The sequence below is a fragment of the Lysobacter sp. H21R4 genome (assembly GCF_015277535.1).
Lineage (GTDB): Bacteria > Pseudomonadota > Gammaproteobacteria > Xanthomonadales > Xanthomonadaceae > Novilysobacter > Novilysobacter ciconiae.
This window is the reverse complement of sequence record NZ_CP063772.1, coordinates 167,367-190,000: the sequence shown is the minus strand read 5'-3', so window position 1 is coordinate 190,000 and position 22,634 is coordinate 167,367. Positions and strand designations below refer to the sequence as shown.

At 67.9% G+C, this 22,634-nt stretch carries 20 protein-coding genes and 1 pseudogene (1 of these 21 only partly in view); 6 read left to right on the top strand and 15 right to left on the bottom strand.

What is annotated here, in order from left to right:
- Window positions 1-41 carry the 5' portion of a tyrosine--tRNA ligase gene (gene tyrS, locus INQ40_RS00835; RefSeq protein WP_194340997.1) on the bottom strand. Its footprint begins 1,189 nt before the window's first position, so the window shows 41 of its 1,230 coding nt (coding positions 1-41); it begins with the start codon at window positions 39-41; its stop codon lies beyond the left edge, outside the window.
- Between the two features lie 189 nt (window positions 42-230).
- On the opposite strand from tyrS, the gene INQ40_RS00830 reads away from it, so the two are divergent.
- Both INQ40_RS00830 and INQ40_RS00825 read left to right on the top strand, forming a co-directional pair.
- Entirely contained in the window at window positions 231-1,667 is a 1,437-nt protein-coding gene (locus INQ40_RS00830) for a peptidoglycan DD-metalloendopeptidase family protein (protein WP_194340995.1), read from the top strand.
- A 113-nt stretch (window positions 1,668-1,780) separates the two neighbouring features.
- Entirely contained in the window at window positions 1,781-2,905 is a 1,125-nt protein-coding gene (locus INQ40_RS00825) for an anhydro-N-acetylmuramic acid kinase (protein ID WP_255524325.1), read from the top strand.
- A gap of 28 nt (window positions 2,906-2,933) precedes the next feature.
- On the opposite strand, the gene INQ40_RS00820 is transcribed toward INQ40_RS00825, so the two are convergent.
- The 3 genes from INQ40_RS00820 to INQ40_RS00810 are packed head-to-tail and all read right to left on the bottom strand — an operon-like array spanning window position 2,934 to window position 5,310.
- On the bottom strand, window positions 2,934-3,194 hold the full coding sequence (locus tag INQ40_RS00820; protein WP_194340993.1) for a hypothetical protein: 261 nt from the start codon (window positions 3,192-3,194) through the stop codon (window positions 2,934-2,936).
- Window positions 3,191-4,501 (bottom strand): MFS transporter, encoded by a 1,311-nt coding sequence (locus INQ40_RS00815; protein WP_345776530.1) that lies wholly within the window; start codon window positions 4,499-4,501, stop codon window positions 3,191-3,193. Before INQ40_RS00815 ends, INQ40_RS00820 begins: the two co-directional genes overlap by 4 nt.
- On the bottom strand, window positions 4,498-5,310 hold the full coding sequence (locus tag INQ40_RS00810) for an exodeoxyribonuclease III (protein WP_194340991.1): 813 nt from the start codon (window positions 5,308-5,310) through the stop codon (window positions 4,498-4,500). The genes INQ40_RS00815 and INQ40_RS00810 overlap by 4 nt, the downstream gene beginning before the upstream one ends.
- 139 nt (window positions 5,311-5,449) lie before the next feature.
- On the opposite strand from INQ40_RS00810, the gene pyrE reads away from it, so the two are divergent.
- Window positions 5,450-6,118 (top strand): orotate phosphoribosyltransferase, encoded by a 669-nt coding sequence (pyrE, locus tag INQ40_RS00805; RefSeq protein ID WP_194340989.1) that lies wholly within the window; start codon window positions 5,450-5,452, stop codon window positions 6,116-6,118.
- A gap of 79 nt (window positions 6,119-6,197) precedes the next feature.
- Entirely contained in the window at window positions 6,198-6,869 is a 672-nt protein-coding gene (locus INQ40_RS00800; protein WP_194340987.1) for a hypothetical protein, read from the top strand.
- 88 nt (window positions 6,870-6,957) lie between these two features.
- On the opposite strand, the gene INQ40_RS00795 is transcribed toward INQ40_RS00800, so the two are convergent.
- The 3 genes and pseudogenes from INQ40_RS00795 to coaBC form a co-directional block, all read right to left on the bottom strand.
- Window positions 6,958-9,288 (bottom strand): phosphomannomutase/phosphoglucomutase, encoded by a 2,331-nt coding sequence (locus INQ40_RS00795; protein WP_194340985.1) that lies wholly within the window; start codon window positions 9,286-9,288, stop codon window positions 6,958-6,960.
- 36 nt (window positions 9,289-9,324) lie between these two features.
- Complete coding sequence (gene dut, locus INQ40_RS00790; RefSeq protein ID WP_194340983.1) at window positions 9,325-9,783, bottom strand: dUTP diphosphatase; 459 nt, start codon at window positions 9,781-9,783, stop codon at window positions 9,325-9,327.
- Window positions 9,784-9,824: 41 nt separating this feature from the next.
- Window positions 9,825-11,065, bottom strand: a pseudogene (gene coaBC / locus INQ40_RS00785) (bifunctional phosphopantothenoylcysteine decarboxylase/phosphopantothenate--cysteine ligase CoaBC).
- A 280-nt stretch (window positions 11,066-11,345) separates the two neighbouring features.
- Between coaBC and radC the strand changes: the two are divergent.
- Window positions 11,346-12,020, top strand: coding sequence for a DNA repair protein RadC (gene radC / locus INQ40_RS00780; RefSeq protein WP_193985403.1), 675 nt, complete (start codon window positions 11,346-11,348; stop codon window positions 12,018-12,020).
- Between the two features lie 16 nt (window positions 12,021-12,036).
- On the opposite strand, the gene tssH is transcribed toward radC, so the two are convergent.
- The 8 genes from tssH to INQ40_RS00740 all read right to left on the bottom strand — a co-directional run bounded on the left by tssH (window position 12,037) and on the right by INQ40_RS00740 (window position 21,712).
- Window positions 12,037-14,838 carry a type VI secretion system ATPase TssH gene (gene tssH / locus INQ40_RS00775; protein WP_194340981.1) on the bottom strand — a complete coding sequence of 934 codons (2,802 nt, stop codon included), beginning with the start codon at window positions 14,836-14,838 and terminating at the stop codon, window positions 12,037-12,039.
- A 51-nt stretch (window positions 14,839-14,889) separates the two neighbouring features.
- Window positions 14,890-15,978 carry a type VI secretion system baseplate subunit TssG gene (tssG, locus tag INQ40_RS00770; RefSeq protein WP_194340979.1) on the bottom strand — a complete coding sequence of 363 codons (1,089 nt, stop codon included), beginning with the start codon at window positions 15,976-15,978 and terminating at the stop codon, window positions 14,890-14,892.
- Window positions 15,942-17,777, bottom strand: a complete 1,836-nt coding sequence (gene tssF / locus INQ40_RS00765; RefSeq protein WP_194340977.1) for a type VI secretion system baseplate subunit TssF — start codon at window positions 17,775-17,777, stop codon at window positions 15,942-15,944. The genes tssG and tssF overlap by 37 nt, the downstream gene beginning before the upstream one ends.
- Before the next feature lie 15 nt (window positions 17,778-17,792).
- Window positions 17,793-18,278 carry a type VI secretion system baseplate subunit TssE gene (gene tssE, locus INQ40_RS00760; RefSeq protein WP_194340969.1) on the bottom strand — a complete coding sequence of 162 codons (486 nt, stop codon included), beginning with the start codon at window positions 18,276-18,278 and terminating at the stop codon, window positions 17,793-17,795.
- 113 nt (window positions 18,279-18,391) lie between these two features.
- Entirely contained in the window at window positions 18,392-18,889 is a 498-nt protein-coding gene (locus INQ40_RS00755) for a type VI secretion system tube protein Hcp (protein ID WP_193985393.1), read from the bottom strand.
- 157 nt (window positions 18,890-19,046) lie between these two features.
- On the bottom strand, window positions 19,047-20,537 hold the full coding sequence (gene tssC, locus INQ40_RS00750) for a type VI secretion system contractile sheath large subunit (protein ID WP_194340967.1): 1,491 nt from the start codon (window positions 20,535-20,537) through the stop codon (window positions 19,047-19,049).
- A gap of 4 nt (window positions 20,538-20,541) precedes the next feature.
- On the bottom strand, window positions 20,542-21,051 hold the full coding sequence (tssB, locus tag INQ40_RS00745; protein WP_193985389.1) for a type VI secretion system contractile sheath small subunit: 510 nt from the start codon (window positions 21,049-21,051) through the stop codon (window positions 20,542-20,544).
- Window positions 21,052-21,091: 40 nt separating this feature from the next.
- The gene (locus INQ40_RS00740) at window positions 21,092-21,712 is read right to left on the bottom strand and encodes a tetratricopeptide repeat protein (RefSeq protein WP_228482064.1); all 621 of its coding nucleotides are present in this window, start codon (window positions 21,710-21,712) and stop codon (window positions 21,092-21,094) included.
- Between the two features lie 222 nt (window positions 21,713-21,934).
- Here INQ40_RS00740 and tssJ point away from each other — a divergent pair, with 222 nt between their 5' ends.
- Window positions 21,935-22,615 carry a type VI secretion system lipoprotein TssJ gene (gene tssJ / locus INQ40_RS00735; protein ID WP_228482063.1) on the top strand — a complete coding sequence of 227 codons (681 nt, stop codon included), beginning with the start codon at window positions 21,935-21,937 and terminating at the stop codon, window positions 22,613-22,615.
- Window positions 22,616-22,634 lie beyond the last annotated feature (19 nt).

The following is a 22,634-nucleotide window of genomic DNA, read 5'->3' as shown; positions in this document are numbered from 1 at the left end:
AGGGCGGACGCTACATCGGTGGTTGGGAGGTTGGCAGGCACGAAAGGGGCTCTTATAGGCTCGAACAGGGGGCGAGATGGCGGGTGGTGGCCGGGAACAAGGGCAAATCCACGGCGTCGGAGAGACTGCCGAAATTCCCATTGCCCTCAAGGGTTTGACGCACACACCTCACGTGCTTATCGTAACGCCGCGACGCTGCCTTCACATCCAGTGCGCGGGAGACCCATCCGATGACACCCCGAGACACCGGCTCCAGCCGGCGTAACCGTTTGAAAAGCCTGCGCGAAGCTGCGCTTCATCGACCGGTGACGGCCCGTCCACCCTCCGATGGTTTCAGCGGTCGATGGTCGCGCCGACAGTGGGTTCAGGCCAGCCTGTTTGTCACCATCGGCGCGCTGGTGGCGGCCATTGTGCCGGGCTTTGGCGACCTCCAGGCCGGGAGCGCCCCGCTGGCGCGCCAGTCGATGGCCTTGCCGCTGCCGCCGGTCGCGCTGCAGCCTACCGCACCGCGCCCCGAACACGATTGGCAGGTGGTGCGGGTGCAAAGCGGCCAGACGCTGGGCGCGGTGTTCCAGCAGATGGGTATTCCGGCGGCGACGATGCACAGCATTCTCGAGCAGCCAGGCGCCAAGCCCGCGTTGACCCGGCTGGGCACCGGTGCGGAGCTGGCGTTCGACATGGTCGATGGTTCGCTGCGCCGCTTCCGCTATGACCGGGACCCGGCCCATCGAGTCGAGCTCAGCCTGAAGGGCGATACGATCGAGCAGCTGGTTATCGAACGGCCGACCGAACTGCGCAGCATCGTCAGCAGCGGCGAGATCGAAAGCTCGCTGTATGTCGCCGCCCGCAAGGCGGGCCTGCCGGCGAACGCGATCGCAACGATGACCGACGAGATCTTCAACTACGACATCGACTTCACCAGCGCCAAGAAAGGCGACCGCTTCAGCGTGGTCTACGACCAGGTCTGGCGCGAGGGCGAGTTGGTCGGCAGCGGCGATATCCGCGCCGCCACCTTCACCACCGGCGGCAAGACGTTCTCGGGCTTCCGCTTCGAGCAGGACGGCAAGGTCGGCTATTACACCGCCGATGGGCGCCCGCTGAAGAAATCCTTCATCCGCATGCCGATTCCTTACGCGCGGGTCACCTCCGGCTTCACCAGCGCCCGCAAGCATCCGATCCTCGGCAAGACCCGCGCCCACCAGGGCGTTGACTACGGCGCGGGCTCCGGCACGCCGATCATGGCCGCCGGTGACGCCCGGGTGCAGTTCTCCGGCTGGAAGGGCGGCTACGGCCGTACCGTGATCCTTGACCACGGCCGCGGCTACACCACCCTGTATGCACACATGTCGCGCTTCGGCAAATACAAGGTCGGTCAGCGCGTCCCGCAGGGCTCGGTGATCGGCTATGTCGGCAGCACGGGGTTGGCCACCGGTCCTCACCTGCACTACGAGTTCCGCGTCAACGGCGTGCACCGCAACCCGCTCAACGTGACCATGCCGCCGGCCGAGCCGCTGAAGGGCGCGGCGCTGGTGGCGTTCCGCGCGGAAACCGCGCCGGCCCTGGCACGTATCCAGGAAGTCGAGGGCCTGCTGCGCAACAACGCGATGGTCGCCAGCAAGGCGCCGGCGAAGTCGGATACCGCCGCGGGCGTCGACCAGCAAGCCTGATCGCGATGAGCTCCGGCAACACGACGGGCCCGGCGGACTCCAGTTCGACCGGGCCCGCTGCTTTGCGCGTCGCTGCCGCCCGCGGCGACGGCGACGGGCTGTTCATCGGGCTGATGTCGGGCACCAGTGCGGACGGCATCGATGCCGCCCTGGTCCGCTTTGATGGCGATGCCGATGCGGGTGCCGGTTGCAGCCTGGTGTACGGCCACACCTGCGCATGGGACGCGCCCACGCGGACTCGCCTGCTCGAGCTGGGCCAGGGCGCGCCGATCGAATCCATCGACGAGCTCGGCACGCTGGACGTGCACATCGCCGAGTGTTTTGCCGAGGCCGCCCTGCAATTGATCCACGCCGCCGGCGTCGATGCCGCGCAGGTCCGGGCAATTGGCTCCCACGGGCAGACCATCCGCCACCGCCCCGCCGGGGCGGCCTTCGACGGCCGCCACCGTTTCACGATGCAGCTGGGCGATGGCAACGTGATCGCCGAGCGCACGGGCATCGCGACAGTGGCCGATTTCCGTCGCCGCGATGTCGCCGCCGGGGGACAGGGTGCGCCGCTGCTGCCTGCGCTGCATGCGGCGATTCTTTGCAGCGATTCGGAGAACCGCGCCGTCCTCAACCTGGGCGGGATCGCCAACCTGACGCTGCTGCCGGCGGCCTGCGACGGCGTGTCAGGCGCGGGCGTGCGCGGCTTTGATACCGGCCCGGCCAACGCCTTGATGGATGCGTGGTGCCAGCGCCACCTCGGCCAGCCGTTCGACCGCGCTGGCGCGTTTGCCGCGCGGGGCACGGTCGATCAGGCCCTGCTGGCCCGCTTGCTGCAGGAGCCGTGGTTCGCCCAAGCACCGCCCAAGAGCACCGGGCGCGAGCAGTTCCAGCTGCAGTGGCTGCAGCAGCGGCTGCGCGGCGATGAGCGGCCCGAGAACGTGCAGGCCACCCTGCTGGAACTGACCGCCAGCACGATCGCCGACGCGCTGCTGGCGCTGCAGCCGGACACGAGGCGGGTGCTGGTCTGTGGCGGCGGCGTGCACAATCCGGTCCTGCTGCGGCGCCTCGCATGCCGGCTGCCGGGTGTCGCCATCGAGTCCACCGCGGTGCATGGACTGGACCCGGACCACGTCGAGGCGATGGGCTTCGCATGGCTGGCGCGGCAGACGCTGGCCGGGCTGCCGGGCAACCTGCCGGCCGTCACCGGCGCCCGCGGCCCGCGCACGCTGGGCGTGATCTACCCGGCGTAGGCGACGCGTGCGCGCGCGCGCAGCACGCTCAGTCGTCGGCGGTCGCGATGCGCCCGATCAGCGAAAAGCCGGGATCGTCCTCAACCTTCTCCAGCGCCGCGATGGCTTCCTGCAGGATGTGGGCGTCGGTGTCGTCAAATCCCGCCGGCGCATCCGGCTCACAGGCGAACAGGCCGTGCTCGATCAGATGGGCAAGCGCCGCCGGCTGGCTCCAGCCCTTCGTCGCGGCGAAGCGCCGCACCCGTTCCAGCAGTACCGGCTCCAGATCCAGCAGCACCGTCTCGCTCATGACCCCTCCTCCACCTGCGAAGCCCCGCCCTCGTCACCCAATCGCACCCTGGGACGCAGCCACAAAAACAGCAACACCGCCGGGACGACAAGCACTGCGGTCAGCACGAAATAAGGCGCGTAGCCTACCGCCTCCACGATGCGCCCGGAATAGAACCCCAGCACCTTGCCGGGCAGGGTGATCATCGAGGAAAACAGGGCGTACTGGGTGGCGGTGTAGCGCTGGTTGACCAGTGCCGACAGGTAGGCGACCGCGGCGGTGCCAAGGAAGCCCTGCGCCAGGTTCTCTCCGGAGATCACCAGGGTCAGCATGCCGACATCGCCGTTGGCGCCGATCAGCAGCAGGTACAGCAGGTTGCTGACCGCGCCCAGCACGATCGCCGTCAGCAGCGTCCAGTTGACGCCCCAGCGCGCCACGGCCAGGCCGCCGACGAACGCGCCGCCGATGCCGACCCAGATGCCGTAGATCTTCGACACCGCGGCGATCTGGGTCTTGGTGAAGCCCTGGTCGAGGTAGAACGGCCCGATGATCCCGCCCACGAGCGCCTGGTCGGAGATCTTGAACAGCAGGATGAAGGCCAGCACGCCAATCCCCACGCGGCCACCAAAGCGGCGGAAGAAGTCGGCAAACGGCTCGACCACGCCCTCGCGCATCGCCGCCGCCCAGTTCTGCGCGCGGATACGGATGACCTCGGGTTCGCGGGCCATGAGGTTGGCGATGATCGGCACCAGCATCACGCAGGCCATCACCCGGTAGACGTTGGGCCACACCGCGTGGTCGGCCAGCACCAGCGCCAGCGCGCCGGTCACGATCAGGGCCATGCGGTAGCCCAGCGAGTAGGTGGCCACCAGCGCGCCCTGCGACTCGACCGGGGCGATCTCGATCCGGTACGCGTCCACGGCGATGTCCAGCGTCGCTCCGGCGACCGCCACGCTCAGGGTCAGGGCGATGAACAAAGGCAGCGTGGCGGTGCCGACGCCTGCCATGGCGAACAGCCCGCCCATGACCACCAGCTGGGCCAGCAGCAGCCAGCCGCGGCGCTGGCCGAGCCGGCCGAACAGCGGCAGGCGCCAGCGATCCACCAGCGGCGCCCACAGGAACTTGAAGGAGTACGCCATGCCCGCGCTGGCGATCATGGTGATGTCCTTGAGCTCCAGGCCGTCCTCGCGCAACCAGTACGCCAGCGTCCCGGCCACCAGCAGGAACGGCAGCCCGGAGGCGAAGCCGAAGAAGAACATCGTCCACGCCGACGGCTCGGCAAACGCCTTCCACGCCGACGGCTTGCGCGCCTTGGCCGGCGAACTCACCCGCGCTCGCCCATGTCGAAGTCCACGGTAAACGGTGCATGGTCGGAGAAGCGCGGCTCGCGCGTGATCGCGCAGCTGCGCAGCCGCGACGCGAGGCGCGGAGTCACCAGCTGGTAGTCGATCCGCCAGCCCACGTTTTTGGCGAAGGCCGCGCCGCGATTGCTCCACCAGGTGTAGTCCTGGCCGTCGGGATGCAGGTGCCGGTACGCGTCCTGCCACGCCTCGGCGGCGGCTGCCGGCTCGCCGCACAGGGCATTGAGCCATTCGCGCTCGGGCGGCGTGCAGCCGGAGTTCTTCTGGTTGGAGGTCCAGTTGCGGATGTCCATCGCGGTGCGCACGATGTTCCAGTCGCCACACAGCACGTAGTCGCGGCCGCTGGCCAGCCATTCGTCCAGGATGGGCTTGAGCCAGTCCATGACCTCGAACTTGTAGCCCTGGCGCAACTCCCCCGATGAGCCCGACGGGATATAGAACGACACCGCGCTCAGATTGCCGAAGCGCGCCTCGATGTAGCGCCCCTCCTCGTCGAACGCGTCCCAGCCCAGCGCGGTGCGCACCTCGTCAGGCTCACGGCGGCTGTAGATCGCCACGCCGCTGTAGCCTTTCCTGGTGCTCGCGTCGCGGAAGAACGCGTGGTAGCCGGCCGGCAGGAAGGCCGGATCCAATCCATCCGGACCGGTCAGCTGGTGCTCCTGCGCCTTGGTTTCCTGCATGCAGAGGAAGTCGGCATCCTGGTCGCGGAACCAGTCGAAGAATCCTTTGCGGGCGGCGGAGCGGATGCCATTGGCATTGAAGCTGATGATGCGCATGAAGTACCAAAAGTGGCGGCAATGCGGGCACTGGACCCGACGCGGAAGGATAGCGCAGGCCCGCCGCGGGCCGGGCGCCGCCCGACGGGGGTCGGCGTGGCTGGTTATCATCAACACTGGCTGATCGACTGGATGCCCCATGCAGGACCACCGCCGACGATTCCTGGACCTCGCGCTGCGCGCCGATGCGCTGCGCTTTGGCGAGTTCACCCTGAAATCCGGGCGCAGCAGCCCGTATTTCTTCAATGCCGGCCGCTTCGATTCCGGCGCGTCCCTGACCGGACTGGCGAGCTGCTATGCCGACGCCATCGATTCGGCGCACGCCGACGGATCGCTGGGCGAATTCGACGGCCTGTTCGGGCCGGCCTACAAGGGAATCCCGCTCGCCACCGCGCTGGCCTGCGAGTACTCGCGCCGCGGCCACGACCTGCCGGTGACCTTCAACCGCAAGGAGGCAAAGGCCCATGGCGAAGGCGGCAGCCTGATCGGCGCGCCGCTGGAAGGTCAACGGGTGCTGATCGTCGACGATGTGATCACTGCCGGGACCGCGATCCGCGAGGCGTTGCAGATCATCGGCGGCGCCGGTGGGATCGTGAGCGGGATCGTCATCGCGCTGGATCGTCAGGAAGCCGTCGACCCGTCCATCAGCCGACGCTCGGCGGCACAAACTGTCGCAACTGAGCACGCGATTCCGGTGGTGGCGGTCGCCAGCCTGGACGATCTGCTGACGATGGCGGCCGGATCGGCTGCCTTGGTCGACCAGCACGAGCGCCTGCTCGCCTACCGCGAGGCGTACGGAAGCCGCTGAGCGCCGTGGCCTTGCAGCGGCGTTTGGGGCTTGGCCCGGGTCTTGCGTCGTGGTCTTGTGATCGTCCAAGGTAAAGGCCATGCCCGTTTCGTCCCGCACATCCCTGTTTTCCTGCGCGCTGCTCTCGGTGGCGCTGGCCGTGGCCGTGTCCCCGGCAGCGGCGCAGAAGAAGGCCCCGAGCGGCAAGAAGATCTATTGCTGGGACGACCACGGCGAGCGCGTGTGCAGCGATGCGCTGCCCGCCAACGCGGTAGACAACGCGCGCACCGAGTTCAGCCCGACCGGCGTTGCCACCGCCCGCATCGAGCGCGCCAAGACCGATGAGGAGCGGGCGCTGGCGGAGATCGAGGCCAAGCGCCACGAACGCGCGCAGTGGTCCGACGAGGAACGCGCCCGGCGTGAGCGCGCGATGGTCGTGTCCTTCGCCAGCGAGGCGGATCTGGAGCGCAACTTCGCCAACCGGATCGAGCTGATCGACTCCAGCATCGAGACCTCGCAGCTGGGCATCAAGGGAGCCCGGCGCAGCCTGCTCAACCTGCTGCAACGCGCGAGCGAGGCGGAACTGGAAGCCAAGCCGGTGGCCAAGACGCTTGCCGAGCGGATCAACGTCCAGCACGACGCGCTGCGGCGCCACCAGGAGTTGCTGGAACGGCAGGTCCAGGCCCGCGAGACGATCGACCAGGAACTGGCGTCGGCGTTGGAGCGCTACCGCGAGCTGAAGGCCGCCAGCGGCGCAGCCAGCCGCAGCTGACGGCTGCGGCTCGTCACCCGAGGCCCGCTCGCTCCGGTGGAGCTCGCCCCGCTGGATCGAGGCCGACCTTCAGGCCGGCCCGGCGTCCTCAGAACGGCAACTGCAGGTCCGGATCCAGCGCGAGCAGCTGCTCGCGGAACGTGCCCGTGATGCGCGCCATGGCCTCGTTGCTGTCCGCGTCAAAGCGCATCACCAGCACCGGCGTGGTGTTGGACGCGCGCACCAGCCCCCAGCCGTCGGGCCAATCCACGCGCAGGCCGTCGATGGTCGACAGGCGTGCGCCCTCGAAGTCCGCCTCGCCCACGAAGCGCTCCACGAACGCGTGCGGGTCTCCGCCCGGTGCGTCGACTTTGATCTCCGGCGTGGACACACCGTCGGGGAGCGCGTCGAGCACATCGCTTGGGCGCCCGGGCTGGGCGGCGAGGATTTCCAGCAGGCGCGCCGCGGAGTAGATGCCGTCATCGAAGCCGTACCAGCGCTCCTTGAAGAAGAAGTGGCCGCTCATCTCACCGGCCAGCTCCGCACCGGTCTCGCGCATCTTGGCCTTGACCAGCGAGTGCCCGGTTTTCCACATCAGCGGGCTGCCGCCGTGACGCAGGATGTAGCCCGGCAGGCGGCCGGTGCACTTCACGTCGAAGATGATCTGCGCGCCGGGGTTGCGCTCCAGCACGTCGGCGGCAAACAGCATCAACAGCCGGTCGGGGAAGATGTTGTGGCCGTCGCGGGTAACCACGCCCAGGCGGTCGCCGTCGCCGTCGAAGGCGATGCCCAGGTCGGCGTCCAGGCGGTCGACCATCTGGATCAGGTCTGCCAGGTTGTGCGGCTCGCTCGGGTCGGGGTGGTGGTTGGGGAAATTGCCGTCGATCTCGCAGTACAGGGGCACGACCTCCGCGCCAATGGCCTGCAGCACCGCCGGGCCCAGCTCGCCCGCCACGCCGTTGCCGGCGTCCACGACCACCTTCAGCGGCCGGTCGATCTGGATATCGGTCGCCACCCGCTGGACGTAGTCATCGTTGATATCGCGCTGCTCCAGCGCGCCTTCGCTGTCAGCGACGTGCAGCCGCCCTTCGGCGATCCGCGCGTACAGCCCGGTGATGGCATCCCCTGAGAGCGTCTCGCCGTCGATCACGATCTTGAAGCCGTTGTAGTCCGGCGGATTGTGGCTGCCGGTGACCGATACGCAGGAACCGGTCTTCAGGTGGAAGGCGCCGAAATACACCAGCGGGGTCGGCGCCAGGCCGATATCGATGACGTCGCGACCGGCCTTGCGCAGCCCGGCAATCAGCCCGTCGAGCATGTCCGGCCCGGACAGCCGGCCATCGCGGCCGACCACGATCTCCCGCTGGCCGGCCTCGTGCATCACCGAGCCGATCGCGTGGCCGATGCGCTCGGCGACGCCGACATCGAGGCTCTTGCCGACGATGCCGCGGATGTCATAGGCGCGGAAGATTTCGCGGTCCAGGATCACCGGGGCGACCGCGGCGGCCGCAGCCGCGACGGGCGCGGCAGCAACGGCGGGACTGGCCAGCGAATCGTCGCTCATCGACTCGCCGAGCGTCTGGGTGGACCCTTCCTCGATCTCGTCCAGCGCGGTGTCGCGCCGGCGCGCCAGCAACCCGGGCCCACGCCAGGCCAGCAGGGCCAGCAGCGCAAACACGCCTGCGGCGATGAAGCAGGCGAGCGTGCCCATGCCAAACGGCGCAAACGCCGGGTACGGGATCCCGGCCGCGAGCCGCAGGCTGCTGCGCGGCACCGCTGCGGCAAGCGCTTCCGCGCCGCCGGCCAGGCTGGTGTCGCCCCGCTCGGCCAGGTTCTGCCGGCCCTGGCGCAACGCGAGATAGCCATCGCCGGGCAGCGCGGCGGCACCCACCGGGCCGGTCAGCCGCTGCAATGGCAGCAGCACCAGCGCCACCGCGCGGACCGCTTCCTCACCACCCACCGGCGCAGCCAGCGCCAGGCGCGAGGCGTCACCGTCGCGCACGACCCACGACACGGGCTTGCCTTCCACCAACGCGGCTTCCAGGGCCGCGAGGCGGCCGTAGCTGCCGTCGGGCAGCGCGGCGTAGTCCTCGTCCAGTTGCGGCGACAGCACCGCCGGCTGGCTGGCGCCGGGCCAACCCGCGCCGAGCAGCTCGGCTGCGCGCGCAAGGTCGTCATCCGCGACTGCCGAGACAAAAGCCGGATCAGCGAGTTTATCGGCGAAGCGCTTGTGCTCGGAGGCCAGCGCCGTGGCGATGGCCTGGACCGTCTGGTCACGCGACTGCTCCACCGCCGCGCGGCGGCTGCCGTCGCGCTGCTGCTGCCAGCCGCTCCACGCGAACCACAGCGCGAGCAGCGCGCAGGCCACGACCAGTGCCGGCAGCAGCGGCTTGAGCGGCTCCAGCGCCACGAAAGCGCGCTTGGTCTTGGTATCGGGCATGGCGTTGTATTCCCCTGTTGATTGCAGACAGCGCGCTCAGCGCACGCCGGTATGGCCAAAGCCGCCGGCGCCGCGGTCACTGGTTTCAAATGCATCCACCACCCGCAGCTGCGCCCTTGCGATCGGCAGCAGGACCAGCTGGGCGATGCGATCGCCCGGTTGCATCGTAAAAGGCTCGGCGCTGCGGTTCCAGACGCTGATCATCAGCGGCCCCTGGTAGTCGGCATCGATCAGCCCGGTGCCATTGCCCAGCACGATGCCGTGCTTGTGGCCCAGCCCGGAGCGCGGGAGGATCACCGCGCACAATCCGGGATCGCCGATGTGGATGGCCACGCCCGACGGAACCAGCGCCGAGGCGCCCGGCGCCAGCTGCAGCGGCTCGTCGATCGCCGCGCGCAGGTCCATGCCGGCGCTGGCCTGGGTGGCGTAGGCCGGCAGCGGCCATTGCGTGCCCAGGCGCGGGTCGAGCACTTTGAGTTCAAGCGTGTGTGGCATAGGTCTCCCCGTATCGCACGTCTGCAACGGCATGGCGAATTTCAATGGGCGTTGTCGGTCGAGGCGGCGGGCAGTCGCTGGCAGATCAGGTCGAGCAACCGGCCGGCAAGTTCCTGTTTGGATGCCGGCCCCCACGGCAGCGCCAGATCGGGCCCGTAGACGACCAGCGCGTTGTCGTCGCTCTCGAACCCGGATCCCGCCTCGCCGACGCGGTTGGCCGCAATCAGGTCGATGCGTTTGGACGCCAGTTTGGCGCGCGCGTGGCGCTCCACGTCCTCGGTCTCGGCGGCGAAGCCGACCACCAGTCCCGGACGGCGGGGATGGATCGCCAGTTCGGCGAGGATGTCGCGCGTGCGCACCAGCTGCAGCGTCAATCCGTCGCTGCCGGCACCTTTCTTGATCTTCTCCGCGGCCACCCGCGCCGGTGTGTAATCGGCCACGGCGGCGGCGCCGATGTAGACATCCGCCGGCAACGCGGCCATCACGGCCGCGTGCATCTGCGCCGCCGAGCGTACGTCGAGCCGAGCCAGCGAGCCGCTGCCGGGGCCGGGAGTTGCCAGCGCCACCGGACCGGCGATCAGGCTTACCCGCGCCCCGCGCGCCGCTGCGGCCGCGGCGATCGCAAAGCCCATCTTGCCGCTGCTGCGATTGCCCAGGAAACGCACGGGGTCGATGTCCTCATAGGTGGGCCCGGCGCTGACAACCACATGCCGTCCGGCCAACGGAGCGTTGCTCATGCCGCACGCTGGGCCAGCGCGGCAACGATCTCGTCAGGCTCCAGCAGGCGTCCGGCACCGGTTTCACCGCAGGCCTGGTCGCCGACGCCGGGGCCCAGGATCGTGACCCCGCGACCGCGCAGCACATCGATGTTGGCGCGGGTGGCCGGGTGCGCCCACATCTGCTGGTTCATGGCCGGCGCCACCGCCAGCGGCGCGTCCGTGGCCAGGCACAGCGTGCTGACCAGGTCGTCCGCAAGACCGTGGGCGAGCTTGGCGATGGTGTTGGCACTCGCCGGTGCGACCAGGATGCGGTCGGGCCAGCGGGCCAGCTCGATGTGCCCCATGGCCGCCTCGGCAGCGTCGTCCCACAGGGTGGTGCGGACGGTCCTGCCCGAGAGCGCCTGGAAAGTCGTCGCCGAGACGAAGTGTCCGGCGCTGGCCGTCATCGCCACCTGCACCTGGGCACCTGCCTGGATCATCCGTCGCACCAGCTCGGCGGCCTTGTAGGCAGCGATCCCGCCGCACACGCACAACAGGATTTTCTGGTCGTGGAGCACTGGCACGTGAGGAAAACCCCTACAGTTTGGGCAATGGCCAGCTTACCCGATGCCACGCCGTCGGCCGATGCCGCCAAGCCTTGCGCCCAGCCATTCTGGACCCGTGGCTGAAGCGGGGACGGAGCGTGGTGATGCGGCTTCCCCGGCCCATCGCGACGTCTGGCTGGGCAGTCCGGTCCGTCCCCGCTTCGCTTTCTTTCCGCCCGCTATCTCCAGAGTGATGCTTCACCGGTTGCGACAGGACGTCGCAAGGCGCGCACGCGCCACCTGCACAGGGATCGAGACGATGCACATACGTGATTGGCCGGCCGACGAACGCCCGCGGGAGAAGTTGCTGGCGCGCGGTGTGGGCGCGCTGTCGGATGCCGAACTCCTCGCAATCTTCCTGGGTTCCGGCCTGCGCGGCCGCGACGCGGTCACCACGGCGCGCGAACTGCTGCAGGGCCACGGCCCGCTGCGCGCGCTGCTGGAGCGTCCACCGGCGCAACTGGCCAAGCTGCCCGGCTTGGGTCCGGCGCGGGCCTGCCTGCTCGCCGCAGCACTGGAACTGGGCCACCGGCACTTGTCGGCCGAGCTGGAACGCGGTGCGGCGCTGACCGATCCCCAGGCCGCCGGACGCTACTTCGCCCAGCGCCTGCGCGGACTGGAGCACGAAGTATTCGCCGTGCTGTTCCTGGACACGCGCCACCGCGCGCTGGCATTCGAAGAACTCTTCCGCGGCACCATCGACGGGGCGGAAGTACACCCGCGCGAGGTCGTCCGGCGCGCGCTGGCGCATAACGCCGCTGCGGTGATCGTGGGCCACAACCATCCCAGCGGAAATCCCGAACCCAGTGCGGCCGACCGTGCCGTGACGGCGCGCCTGAAACAGGCGCTGGCGCTGGTCGACCTGCGCCTGCTGGACCACTTCGTGATCGCCGACGGGCCGCCGGTGTCGCTGGCGGCCCGTGGCTGGGTCTGACGGCTGCGACCGAAGCTCACTGCATCCGGTAACGGAAGTTTCCCTTCCTGTCGGCGGACACCTCGATCCGGGCGATCTGCTCGCCTTCCGCCATCTTCGCCAGTACCGATTCGGCGATTTCCGGCAGCAGGGTCCCGTTGAGGATGTTGTCGACGTTGCGCGCGCCCGAGTCGACCTCGGTACAGCGCTGCAATACCGCCTCCACCAGCGCCTGGTTCCACTCGAAGACCGCCTTGTGGTTGGCCGCGATACGGTCGCGGATACGGCCCAGCTTGAGCCCGATGATGCGGGCCAGCACGTCGTCACTGATCGGGAAGAACGGCACCACCTTCATCCGCCCCAGGAACGCCGGCTTGAAGGTCTTCATCAGGACCGGGCGCAGCGCGTCGGCCAGGTCATCCGAGGAGGGCAGCTCGCCGGCCGGGACGTTCAGGCAGGACTGCATGATCTGGCTGGATCCGATGTTGCTGGTAAGGATGATCAGCGTGTTGCGGAAGTCGATCTCGCGACCCTCCGCATCCTCCATCTGGCCCTTGTCGAAGACCTGGAAAAACATCTCCAGCACGTCCGGGTGGGCCTTCTCGACCTCGTCCAGCAGGACCACCGAGTAGGGATTGCGGCGCACGGCTTCGGTCAGCACGCCGCCCTCGCCGTAGCCGACATAGCCCGGGGGCGAGCCCTTCAGGCCCGAAACGCTGTGCGCCTCCTGGTACTCGCTCATGTTGATCGTGATCAGCTTGCGTTCGCCGCCGTAGAGGATGTCGGCCAAGGCCAGCGCAGTTTCGGTCTTGCCGACACCGGAGGGGCCCACGAACATGAAGACGCCGCGCGGCTTGTCGGGATCCTCAAGCTTGGCCGACGCGGTGCGCACGCGCTGGGCGACCGCGTCCAGGGCGTGGTCCTGGCCGATCACCCGCTCGCCCAGCAACGGCCCGAGAGTGCGCACGGTACGGATCTCGTCCTTCACCATCCGCCCCAACGGCACTCCGGTCCAGGCGCTGACGATCTCGGCGACCACCCCGCCGTCCACCTGCAGCGGCACCATCGGGGCCTCGCCCTGCAAGGCGCGCAGCTCGGCCAGCAGCAGGTCGAGTTCGGCAAGCCTGGGGTTGACGGCAGCGGGCGAGTTGTTACGTGCCCCCTTGTTGGTCTTGCTGGATTTTGCCGCCTGGGGGCGGACCGCGACTGCTGTGTCACCGTCATCATCCCCGGCCGCGTCACGGCCATCATCGCCACCACCCGACGCCAGTGCCGGCTTGCCGCCTGTCGCCGCCTGCGCGTCGGCTTCCAGTGCCTGGCGCAATTGCTGGATCTGCTGCGCCAGCGCGGTTTCGACCTGCAGGCGCTCGCGGCTGCGCTGCAGTACCCCGGTGGCCGCGGAGTGCTCCGCGGTCAACTCGGCCACGCGCTCCTGGTGGCGTGCACCGGCGACGGTTTCGCGGCGCAATGCAGCCAGTTCCGCGTCAAGCCGATCCAGATGCTTGACGGTGTCCTCGATGATCGCCGGCGTCGCGCTCAGGCCCAGCGCAACCTTCGCGCACGCGGTATCCAGCACGCTGACCGCCTTGTCGGGCAACTGGCGGCCACTGATGTAGCGGTGCGACAGACGCACCGCTTCGGTGATCGCCTCGTCCATCACGCGGATGCCGAAGTGCTTCTCCATCAGCGGCACCATGCCGCGCAGCATGGCGGCACACAGCACCTCGGACGGCTCCTCGATCTTGACCACCTGGAAGCGGCGGGCCAGCGCGGCGTCCTTCTCGAAGTACTTCTTGTACTCCGACCAGGTGGTCGCGGCGATGGTGCGCAACTCGCCACGTGCCAGCGCGGGTTTGAGCAGGTTGGCCGCGTCGCTCTGACCGGCCTGGCCGCCGGCACCGATCATGGTGTGCGCCTCGTCGATGAACAGCACGATCGGATGCGGGCTCTTCTTTACCTCGTCGATGACGTTCCTGAGCCGGTTCTCGAACTCGCCCTTGACGCTCGCCCCGGCCTGCAACAGGCCCATGTCCAGGGTGTGCAGCTCGACGGCCTGCAACACGTCCGGCACGTCGGCCGCGGCGATCCGCAGCGCGAGCCCCTCCACTACCGCGGTCTTGCCGACCCCCGCCTCGCCGGTGAGGATGGGATTGTTCTGGCGCCGCCGCAGCAGGATGTCGATCATCTGCCGGATCTCGGCATCACGGCCAATCACCGGGTCCAGGTGGCCGTCACGCGCGCGCTGGCTCAGGTTGGTCGTGTACTGGTCCAGGGCGGGTGTGCGCGACAGGCCGGCGTCCGCATCGGCTGCGGGGTTCTCGCCGTCGGCCTCCGGCCCCGCATCGGCAAAGCGGACATCGCCGGCTTCGATCGAGCCTTCGGTGAGCTTGGCGAAATTGTGCTTGAGCTCATCGCGCTTGATCCTGACGAACTGGCCCGAGCCCCGGTACGCCAGCTGCGACAGGCCCGGCTCGGTCAGCAGGGCCAATAGCAGGTGGCCACCGCGGATGCGCGTGGTGTGGGAGTCCAGCGAGGCGAGCAGCCAGGCGTGCTGGAAGAGCGTGGGCAGGTGCTGGGAAAAGACCGGCGTACGCGTGTTGCCGGCCTTGAAGCGGCCGACTTCCGCTTCCAGGTCCTGGCGCAGGCTGTCCACGCCGATTCCGCTGCGCTGGGCGATCAGGGCGACATCGCCCTGCGGATGCTCCAGCAAGGCGAGGAACAGGTGCTCCAGGTCGACCTCGTAGTTGCCGCGCGCCATGCACAGGTTGGCCGCGCGCTCGGCGGATTGGCGGCAGGTGTCGTTGAGCTTGCCGATCAAGGTTTTCAGGTTGGTATTCATGCGTTGCGATCCATGCGGTGTCGTCTCCAGGGCGGCGCTGTCGCGCCGTCGTCATTGCAGTGTGTGGATCCCGTAGCGGGTATCCGAGCGCGGCGCCGGCGGCGGGCGCGAGCACAGGTAACTGTCGAAGCCCAGCTCGCAACCTGCCCCGGCCCGCAGGGCGATGCCGCGCAGGTGCGCCGGTTTCAGGCTCAGCCGGACCTCGTATTCCAGGGTGCTGCCGGTCAGCAGGGTGAGCCACTTGGCCAGTGCCTTGGCCGCGCTGCGTCCGGGCAGGAAGCCGTTAAACTGCGCGCGGTCCAGCGGTCCAATCCACAGGCGCATCTTCAGGTCACGTTGCCAGACGCGGTTGCCGGCGAGCGCCGTGCTGCCCAGCGCCGCATTCCCCACGCCCAGCCGCGTCTGCTGCGCCTCGGGCACGCGGTACCAGGCGCCGACGAACTGCTCCACGCGCAACGGCACCTTGAAGTAGTCCGCGAGGATCCGCTGCAGGATCACCGCCGACAGCGGACGCTGGCGGATCGCGCCAGCGTAGTGGGCGACGGCATGATCGAACACGTCGCTGTCATCGCCACGCATGCGCCCGCGCAGGCCCTTCGTGCCCATGCCGGCCAGGGCCAGCACCAGCGGCAGGAAGCGCTCCTCGCCGTCCATTTCGTACTGCAGGCCCAGGCGGTACTTCTTCCACGCGGTGTAGTGCAGGGCCACCGCGCGGTTGCCGAAAATGTCCAGGAAGGCGCGGGCGGTACGGTCGCGCTGGTAGGTTTCGCGCTCGGCGAGTGCCTCGGTGTAGTGCAGGGGCAGCACGCCATGGCTGCCCAGCATGCCCATGAACGCCGGCGTCAGATGGACCTCGCCCAGTTCCTCCATGGTGATGGCGTGTTCGACCGCGGCGTCGCGGTCCAGGGCGGTTCCGTCGCTCGCATAGGCCTGGGCCGATTCGATCTGGCTGGCCGGGAACCCCAGTGACATCGATGTGCGAAAACGCAGGCTGCGCGACACCACCTCGCCAGGCCGCTGGCCCTGCTTGATGAACAGCCGCTCAAGGATCCGCAGGGCCTGAAAGAACTCGAAGCGCTGCGGTCCGGCGAGCAGCTGCTGGGCTACCCCAGGATCGATTCGCCGCTTCGCGGTTCGCATCGCATCAGTTCCTCGCCGTTGTCGGCAGACAGCACGGTCAGTTGGGTGAAGCTGTTGGCGTGCACATACAGCCCAAAGAAGTGGTCCAGCACACGGGCGAAGGCGGCAATGCCATGCCCGACAAAGGCGGCCTCGTCGATGCCAAGGCGGATCTCGATGCCGCGCACCACGCTGGCGAAGTGCTTGCCGGGCAGCCATGCACTGGCGCTGCGGTGCTCCAGGGAGACGATGCCGTCGATCTGCCGTCCCGAGGTGCTTGTGCGTGCGATGTCGTACAGCCGCAGCATCTCTTTCAATGCCGGCAGGCCGTCCTGGCTCAGCGACAGATGGTTGAGCGAGAGATGCGAGACCAGTCGCCACTGCGCACCCCGGCCCCGCTCGAAGCGCATCGGTCGGGTGGGCTTGCGCAGCAACGCGATCGAGCGCGCGGGACCGCCGCCTTCCATGGTCAGGTCGCCGCCCTGCACGCCATAGGCGAGAAAGCTGGGAAGGTCGCGGTTGCTGCAGGTCAGCTCCAGGCTGACCACGTCGGTCTGCGGCTGGACCGGATTGAAATCCAGGTCCACGAAAGACAGTTCCGTCTCAAAGCCGGGGCTGCTGCGAGCGACCTGCTCGTCGCGATGGGCGAACCAGTAATGGCCGGACTCGTCGGGCAACTGGCCGTGCTGCAACGAATAGAACGGGCGGAACTCGGTGACCTTCTCGCCTTGCGCGGTCTGCCGGATCCGTTTGACCGAGTCGATCGAGACCACTTCATAGGCAAACGCGCGCCTTGCATCCGCCACCACCGGATACGAGGTGCTGCGATGGGTCACCCGGATGGGCTCACCGTGCTGCGCAAACAGGTTCACCACCGGCGTGCATCCCAGCAGGATATTGTCGGCCGAGAGCGACTCCAGCACGCGCGACACGGTGGCATCCGCCGCCTGCGCCTCCAACACCATGTGGATGGTGAAGGTGGCGCCCGCGGCCCCGTACAGCGGCTTCAGGTCCAGATCGAAGAAGCCGAACTTCTCCGGGAATCCGAACAGCTCGGTCAACAGCCGGTATGCCGGGTGCGACCGTTCGGGATAGTCGATCAGCGACTCGTCGGCGCCGAATCCGGCCTGGCTTAGCGGTGGTTCCCCCAGCACTTTCCAGCGCCCGCTGCCGGCCGCTTCCAGATAGGCGGCCCGCACGCCAAAAGCCAAGGTGTCACGCAATGCAGCGCAGAAGCTGGCCTCGCCTTCGGTAAACAGCCGCAGGGTGTCCAGACCCAGGGCCGACAGTTGCTGGTGCTCGCCGAGCAGCTCGAAGGACAGCGATATCTGGCCTCCACAGCCCGCCGGCAGGCTGGTCGCCATCGGCACCTCGGCGATCGCGCGGTAGCGCGCTTCGCGCAGGCGGATCGGTGCCAGCACCACGTCGCAGGTGGAGCGGAAGCGGCAGCTGACCCCCCGCACCGCCCGCGAGTGCAGCAAGGTGTCACGCGGAATGTGGACCGGCGCACTGAGCTGGGCGAGCGCGGGCCCCATGTCGAAGCGGGCGATCGAACACGACGGGAACGGGCGCAGGTAGTGGGGGTACATGACCTCCAGCAGCGCCTCGGTGAACTCCGGGTAATCGTCCTCGATCTTCTTGTTGGTGCGCGCACTGAGCAGCGCGAACGATTCGATCAGGCGCTCGACGTGCGGGTCCTGGCTGCCGTCGGCGGACAGCAGCAGGCGCCCGGCGATCTTCGGATAGCGTTCGGCGAACTCGCGCCCGTGGCGGCGCAGGTACCCCAGCTCACGCTCGTAGAACGGCAGCAGGTCTTCCATCAGCTGTGCGTCCGGTCAGGCCGCTGCACGGCGCAACCTGCTGACCGAGTACTGCAGCGTGCTGGGCTGCAGCATCGCGTCGAAACTGATCGGTTCGCGTGCCGGGCGCACGTCCAGCAGACCGTGGATCGAGAAGTGCAGGCCACCCACCGAGCGGCTGTTGCCTTCCAGGGTGACGCGGACGTTGTGCAGGCGCGGCTCGTGGCGGGCGATCGCCTGCTCCAGGGAGCGGCAGATCGCGGCACGGTCGCGGCCGTTGGCCAGGCTCATGGTGGAAAAGTCCCGCAACCCGTAGGTCATCAGCGAGTTGCGGCAATGGGGGAATTGCTTCAGATCGTCCTCGGAAAAAGCGGCCCGGCTGTTGAGCAGGCCTTCCAGGTCACGGGCGACCGATTCCTTGTACTGGTCCAGCGAGATCGACTTGAAAATGCCGCTGGCGGCGGTGACGCGCGGTTGATCGTCGAACAGCTTTTCCAGAAGGCTGGGTTCGAATCCTTTCATGGTTCCCTGTCTGCCTACGCGCCACTGGCCGGACGCGGAGTGCAGCCCGGAACTACAATGCGATGACGACCGGCTGGCCGCCATCGCACCGACCCATCAGGGCTTTACGACCGTCAGACCCGGTAGCTGGGCGTGTTGTCGGTGTTGCTCCACTGCGCGACGGCCTTGCCGCCGACGCCGCCACCCTGCTTCTGCTGGGTGTAGGACCACTTGATCGCGCCGAAGCTCAGCTGGACCTGCTCGGACGGCATGCCGTCATGGCCCATGCCGGTGGTGACGCGGTGCACCAGGACGTTCAGCAGTTCGATCGTGTAGTAGTTGATCGCCTTGCCGTCCTTGTCGGCGCGCATGAACTCGATGCGGGCTTTGGGGAACGTGGTGCCGTTGGCGCACGCCTGGAACAGGGCCGTCGATGCGAGGTCGATACGCTTGTTGATCTCGATCGGGGACATTTCCACGCGTGCCGCGGTGGTGCCGCCAGCGCTGGACGCCGTCGCCGAACGCGGCTGCAGGACATCCTGGTTGAAGGACTCGATCTCGATCCAGTCCTTGTGCTCGGAGTCCTTGGACTCGCCCTTGATGGTGTCAATGCTGAGGAATGCATGCTGCATGATCTGGTTTCCTTTTGTTCCGTTCTTCCGTGAGAGTCAGAACCGGGACGAACCCGGCGCAGTAGTTGCTGCCAACTTGATGGAACCAAAACGGGCGGCCAGCCTGGCGGGATCTCTGCCCCGCGATGTCGACCGCCTTTCCGCACGCGAGTGGCGGTTACCCCTTGGCGCTGGCGGGAAGCTCAGCGACCAGGCGCAATGACACCGACAGCTCGTCGAGCTGGAAATGCGGGCGAAGGAAGGACACCGCCCGGTACACACCGGGCTTTCCGGGCACTTCCGACACCTGCACCGAAGCCTCTCGCAGCGGGTATTGCGCTTTCGCTTCCTGCGTCGCGTTGTCATCCAACAACACGTACTGCGCAACCCACCGGTTGAGGAAATCCTCGACGTTACCGGCCGAGGCAAAACTGCCGATCTTCTCCCGCATCATTGCCTTGAGGTAATGGGCGACGCGGGAGACGGCAAACATGTACTGCAGCTGCGACGACAGCGATGCGTTCGCATTGGCCGCGTCGGTGTTGTACTTCCTGGGCTTCTGCGCCGACTGCGCCCCGAAGAACGCGGCGTAATCGGTATTCTTGCAGTGCACAAGCGGAATGAAGCCCAGGTCGGAGAGCTCCTTCTCGCGCCGGTCGGTGATCGCCACCTCGGTCGGGCACTTCAGGGCCACCTCGCCGTCGTCGGTGCGGAAGGTGTGGGTCGGCAGGTCCTCGACCAGGCCACCGCCTTCCACGCCGCGGATCGCCGCGCACCAGCCGAAGTCCTCGAACGCCTTGGTCAGCCGCGCGCCGAACGCGTAGGCGGTGTTGCACCACAGGTACCTGGAGTGGTCGTTGCCGTCGACATCCTCGACATAGTTGAAACCCTCCACCGTGGTGCCGTCTTTGGGGTTGTAGGGCAGCCGGCCGAGGAAGCGCGGCAGGGTCAGGCCGACGTAGCGGCTGTCCTCGGAATCGCGGAACGACTTCCACTTGGCATACTCGATGGTGTCGAACACCTTGGCCAGGTCGCGCGGCTTGCCCATCTCGGTGAAGCTTTCCAGGCCGAACATGTCCTCGCTGGCGGCGGCCACGAACGGCGCGTGGGCCGCGGCGGCGACATGCGACATCTGCTCGATGAAGTACATGTCCTCGGGCTGGCGGCCGATGTTGTAATCGCCCAGCAGGGCGCCGAACGGCGAGCCACCGAACGTGCCGAACTCCTCCTCGTACACCTTCTTGAACAACGCGCTCTGGTCGAAGTCGATCGCCGACTTGAAGTCCTTGACCACGTCCTTCTTGGGCGCGTTGAGGACCTTGATCTTGAGCTGCGTTCCGGTCGAGGTCTGGCTGCACAGATAATGCAGACCGCGCCAGGTGGACTCCAGTTGCTGGAACTGCGGAGCGTGCATCACCGCGGTCAGCTGCTCGGAGATCATCCGGTCCAGTTCGGCGACGCGCGAATCCAGGGTCAGGTTGAGGTTTTCCGAGACCACCACGGTGCCCTTGAGCACCTCGCGGGCGAGCTCGGAGATGATGTCGCGGGCACGCTGGTGCTCGGCGTCGGATCGTGCGACCTTGCTCTGCTCGACGATCTGGTCGAGCAGGCCCGGCTCGGACATGGGGGTCGCGGCCTGGGCGGGCGCCGCGCTTGCCTGGGTGTTCATCGCGTTACTCCTCGTCAGCCGGGTCGTTCTGGCCGAGCTGCCGCAGCTGCTCGGTATTGGCCAGGACATCGTTGAGCAGGTCTTCGAGCTTTTCGTTGCCGGCGACCTTGTTGCGCAGGTCGGCGAGCTTGGAGCGCGCTTCCAGCAGCTTGCGCAGCGGCTCGACCTGCTGGACCACCGCCTCGGGGCGGAAGTCGTCGATCGAGTTGAACGTCAGCTCGACGGCGAACTCGCCGCCGTTGTCGGAGAGCTTGTTGGGCACGCGGAAGGCGGCACGCGGCGCCATGCCGGAGATCACCTCGTCGAAGTTGTCCAAGTCCACGTTGACGAATTTGCGGTCCTTCAGCTTCGGCAACGGCGCCTCGGGCTGGCCGCTGAAGTCACCCAGCACGCCGACGACGAAAGGGATTTCCTTCTGCTCGATCGCATCGCCCTTCTCCACGTCGTAGGTGAGCTGGACGCGCGGCGGACGCACCTTCTGCAGGCGCTTCTGGGTGCTTTCCTTCTTGGACATCTTCATCGTCTCCCTGACGATCACGTGCGAATTCGGAGGCTCAGTTGCCGATGCCACCGAAGGGGTTGGCGATATCCGACGCGCTCTTGGGCTTTTCGGCAGGCGTCGCTGGCGTGGCCGGCTTGGGCGGTGGCGTGCCGGCCCGACGTGCCGGCGCACGACTGCGCGCCTTGGCGGCCGGCGGCTCGCCGGTGTCGAGGATGGTCTCGCCCATGGTCGCGCGCATGGTCGCGGCCAGGCGCTCGGCTTCGATGCGGGCGGTCTCGGTGGCCAGCGCGCCACTGCCCTGCAGCCGCTGCAGTGACTGCGATGCGATGCGCAGGCCCGACACGGTAAGGACGCTGTCGGCGACCTGGTCGGCCGGATCCCGCTGCAGGACTTCCTCGGCGGCGACGATGGCGCGCCCGTAATTGCCCGCATCGAACTGCAATTGCGCGATGCGGACCCACGGCTGCTTGTTGGTCGGATCGGCCTGGGCGGCCTCGTCAAAGCCGACCAGCGCGGATTCCACACGGCCGGCCCTGACCGCGGACTCGGCGTTCTCCAGCACCGCGGCGTATCCGCCGGGCTTGGCTGGCATGCTGCTGCACGCGGCCAGCACCGGGATGAGCGCGGCCATGGCCAGCGCACGACAAATGACCGAACACGGGGAACCCTGCATGTCACTCTCCTTGTGAGCCCCGTACCACGGACCAGGGCCTGTCATTCCTTGAACAGATCGAGGGCGGCTGATGCGCCCCGGAGTAGATATAGTAGCCTACGCCACCGGCCGTCAAGCGATCCGTTGACGGGGTGGCTCGATGTCGGTGCAAGCCGCGGGGCGCCGGGGCGCAATACCGCGTTGCGATATCGGAAGCTGACGTTACCAATGGAGTGGCAAGCAATGGATGCTGGTGATCGCTGTTCCGCCAAGGATTGCAACGAGTCGTCTTCCACCCGCGTGCATGCGATGGGTTCGCCGGTACAGGGGATCCGCCGCGCGCGGTGGCTGTTGATTTTCGCCGCCTGTGTGGCGATCTCCGGATGCGCGAGCCAGGGCGGAGGAGTCAGGCAGGCGATGGGCAAGACGCTGCAGGCGGTCGGCCTCAAGCAGGGCGAAGCGCAGTCCGGCGAACTGCCTATCCGCCTGCATGCAGGCGACAACCTCAACACCGGCGACGACGGCCGGGCCGCCGCACTGGTCGTCCGCGTGTACCAGCTGCGCGAGGCAAAGCGCTTCAACGAAGCCGCCTTCGACGTGTTCCTGGACGAACGGCGCGAGCACGATGTGCTCGGCGATGACCTCGTATCGGTCACCGAATTTCTGCTCACGCCGGGCAAGCGGCACGAGGTGCTGGAGTCATTGCCCGACGGCGGGACCCACGTCGGCGTCGTCGCGCTGTTCCGTGCGCCGGCGCCCACCCGCTGGCGGTTCACCTTCGACACCGGCCAGACCCATGCCGAAGGCATTACCGTCGGCCTGCACGGCTGCGCGATGACCACCGCCTCAGCAGGACTGATCACGAAACTCTCGACGCCTGCGCACAGCCTGTCGTCCAGCCGCTGTGGGCCGGTCGGAAGGTGAGCCGGACGGCGGGGAAAGT

What these genes read in the sequence shown, in the direction of transcription:
- INQ40_RS00810 (WP_194340991.1), bottom strand. Translation starts at nt 5,310, where the DNA reads ATGCGCATCATCAGCTTCAATGCCAATGGCATCCGCTCCGCCGCCCGC.
- tssG (WP_194340979.1), bottom strand. Translation starts at nt 15,978, where the DNA reads ATGCGAACCGCGAAGCGGCGAATCGATCCTGGGGTAGCCCAGCAGCTG.
- INQ40_RS00820 (WP_194340993.1), bottom strand. Translation starts at nt 3,194, where the DNA reads ATGAGCGAGACGGTGCTGCTGGATCTGGAGCCGGTACTGCTGGAACGG.
- INQ40_RS00800 (WP_194340987.1), top strand. Translation starts at nt 6,198, where the DNA reads ATGCCCGTTTCGTCCCGCACATCCCTGTTTTCCTGCGCGCTGCTCTCG.
- pyrE (WP_194340989.1), top strand. Translation starts at nt 5,450, where the DNA reads ATGCAGGACCACCGCCGACGATTCCTGGACCTCGCGCTGCGCGCCGAT.
- tssE (WP_194340969.1), bottom strand. Translation starts at nt 18,278, where the DNA reads ATGAAAGGATTCGAACCCAGCCTTCTGGAAAAGCTGTTCGACGATCAA.
- INQ40_RS00740 (WP_228482064.1), bottom strand. Translation starts at nt 21,712, where the DNA reads ATGCAGGGTTCCCCGTGTTCGGTCATTTGTCGTGCGCTGGCCATGGCC.
- tssC (WP_194340967.1), bottom strand. Translation starts at nt 20,537, where the DNA reads ATGAACACCCAGGCAAGCGCGGCGCCCGCCCAGGCCGCGACCCCCATG.
- INQ40_RS00795 (WP_194340985.1), bottom strand. Translation starts at nt 9,288, where the DNA reads ATGCCCGATACCAAGACCAAGCGCGCTTTCGTGGCGCTGGAGCCGCTC.
- INQ40_RS00825 (WP_255524325.1), top strand. Translation starts at nt 1,781, where the DNA reads ATGTCGGGCACCAGTGCGGACGGCATCGATGCCGCCCTGGTCCGCTTT.
- INQ40_RS00755 (WP_193985393.1), bottom strand. Translation starts at nt 18,889, where the DNA reads ATGCAGCATGCATTCCTCAGCATTGACACCATCAAGGGCGAGTCCAAG.
- tssJ (WP_228482063.1), top strand. Translation starts at nt 21,935, where the DNA reads ATGGATGCTGGTGATCGCTGTTCCGCCAAGGATTGCAACGAGTCGTCT.
- INQ40_RS00830 (WP_194340995.1), top strand. Translation starts at nt 231, where the DNA reads ATGACACCCCGAGACACCGGCTCCAGCCGGCGTAACCGTTTGAAAAGC.
- radC (WP_193985403.1), top strand. Translation starts at nt 11,346, where the DNA reads ATGCACATACGTGATTGGCCGGCCGACGAACGCCCGCGGGAGAAGTTG.
- tssH (WP_194340981.1), bottom strand. Translation starts at nt 14,838, where the DNA reads ATGAATACCAACCTGAAAACCTTGATCGGCAAGCTCAACGACACCTGC.
- tssF (WP_194340977.1), bottom strand. Translation starts at nt 17,777, where the DNA reads ATGGAAGACCTGCTGCCGTTCTACGAGCGTGAGCTGGGGTACCTGCGC.
- dut (WP_194340983.1), bottom strand. Translation starts at nt 9,783, where the DNA reads ATGCCACACACGCTTGAACTCAAAGTGCTCGACCCGCGCCTGGGCACG.
- tssB (WP_193985389.1), bottom strand. Translation starts at nt 21,051, where the DNA reads ATGTCCAAGAAGGAAAGCACCCAGAAGCGCCTGCAGAAGGTGCGTCCG.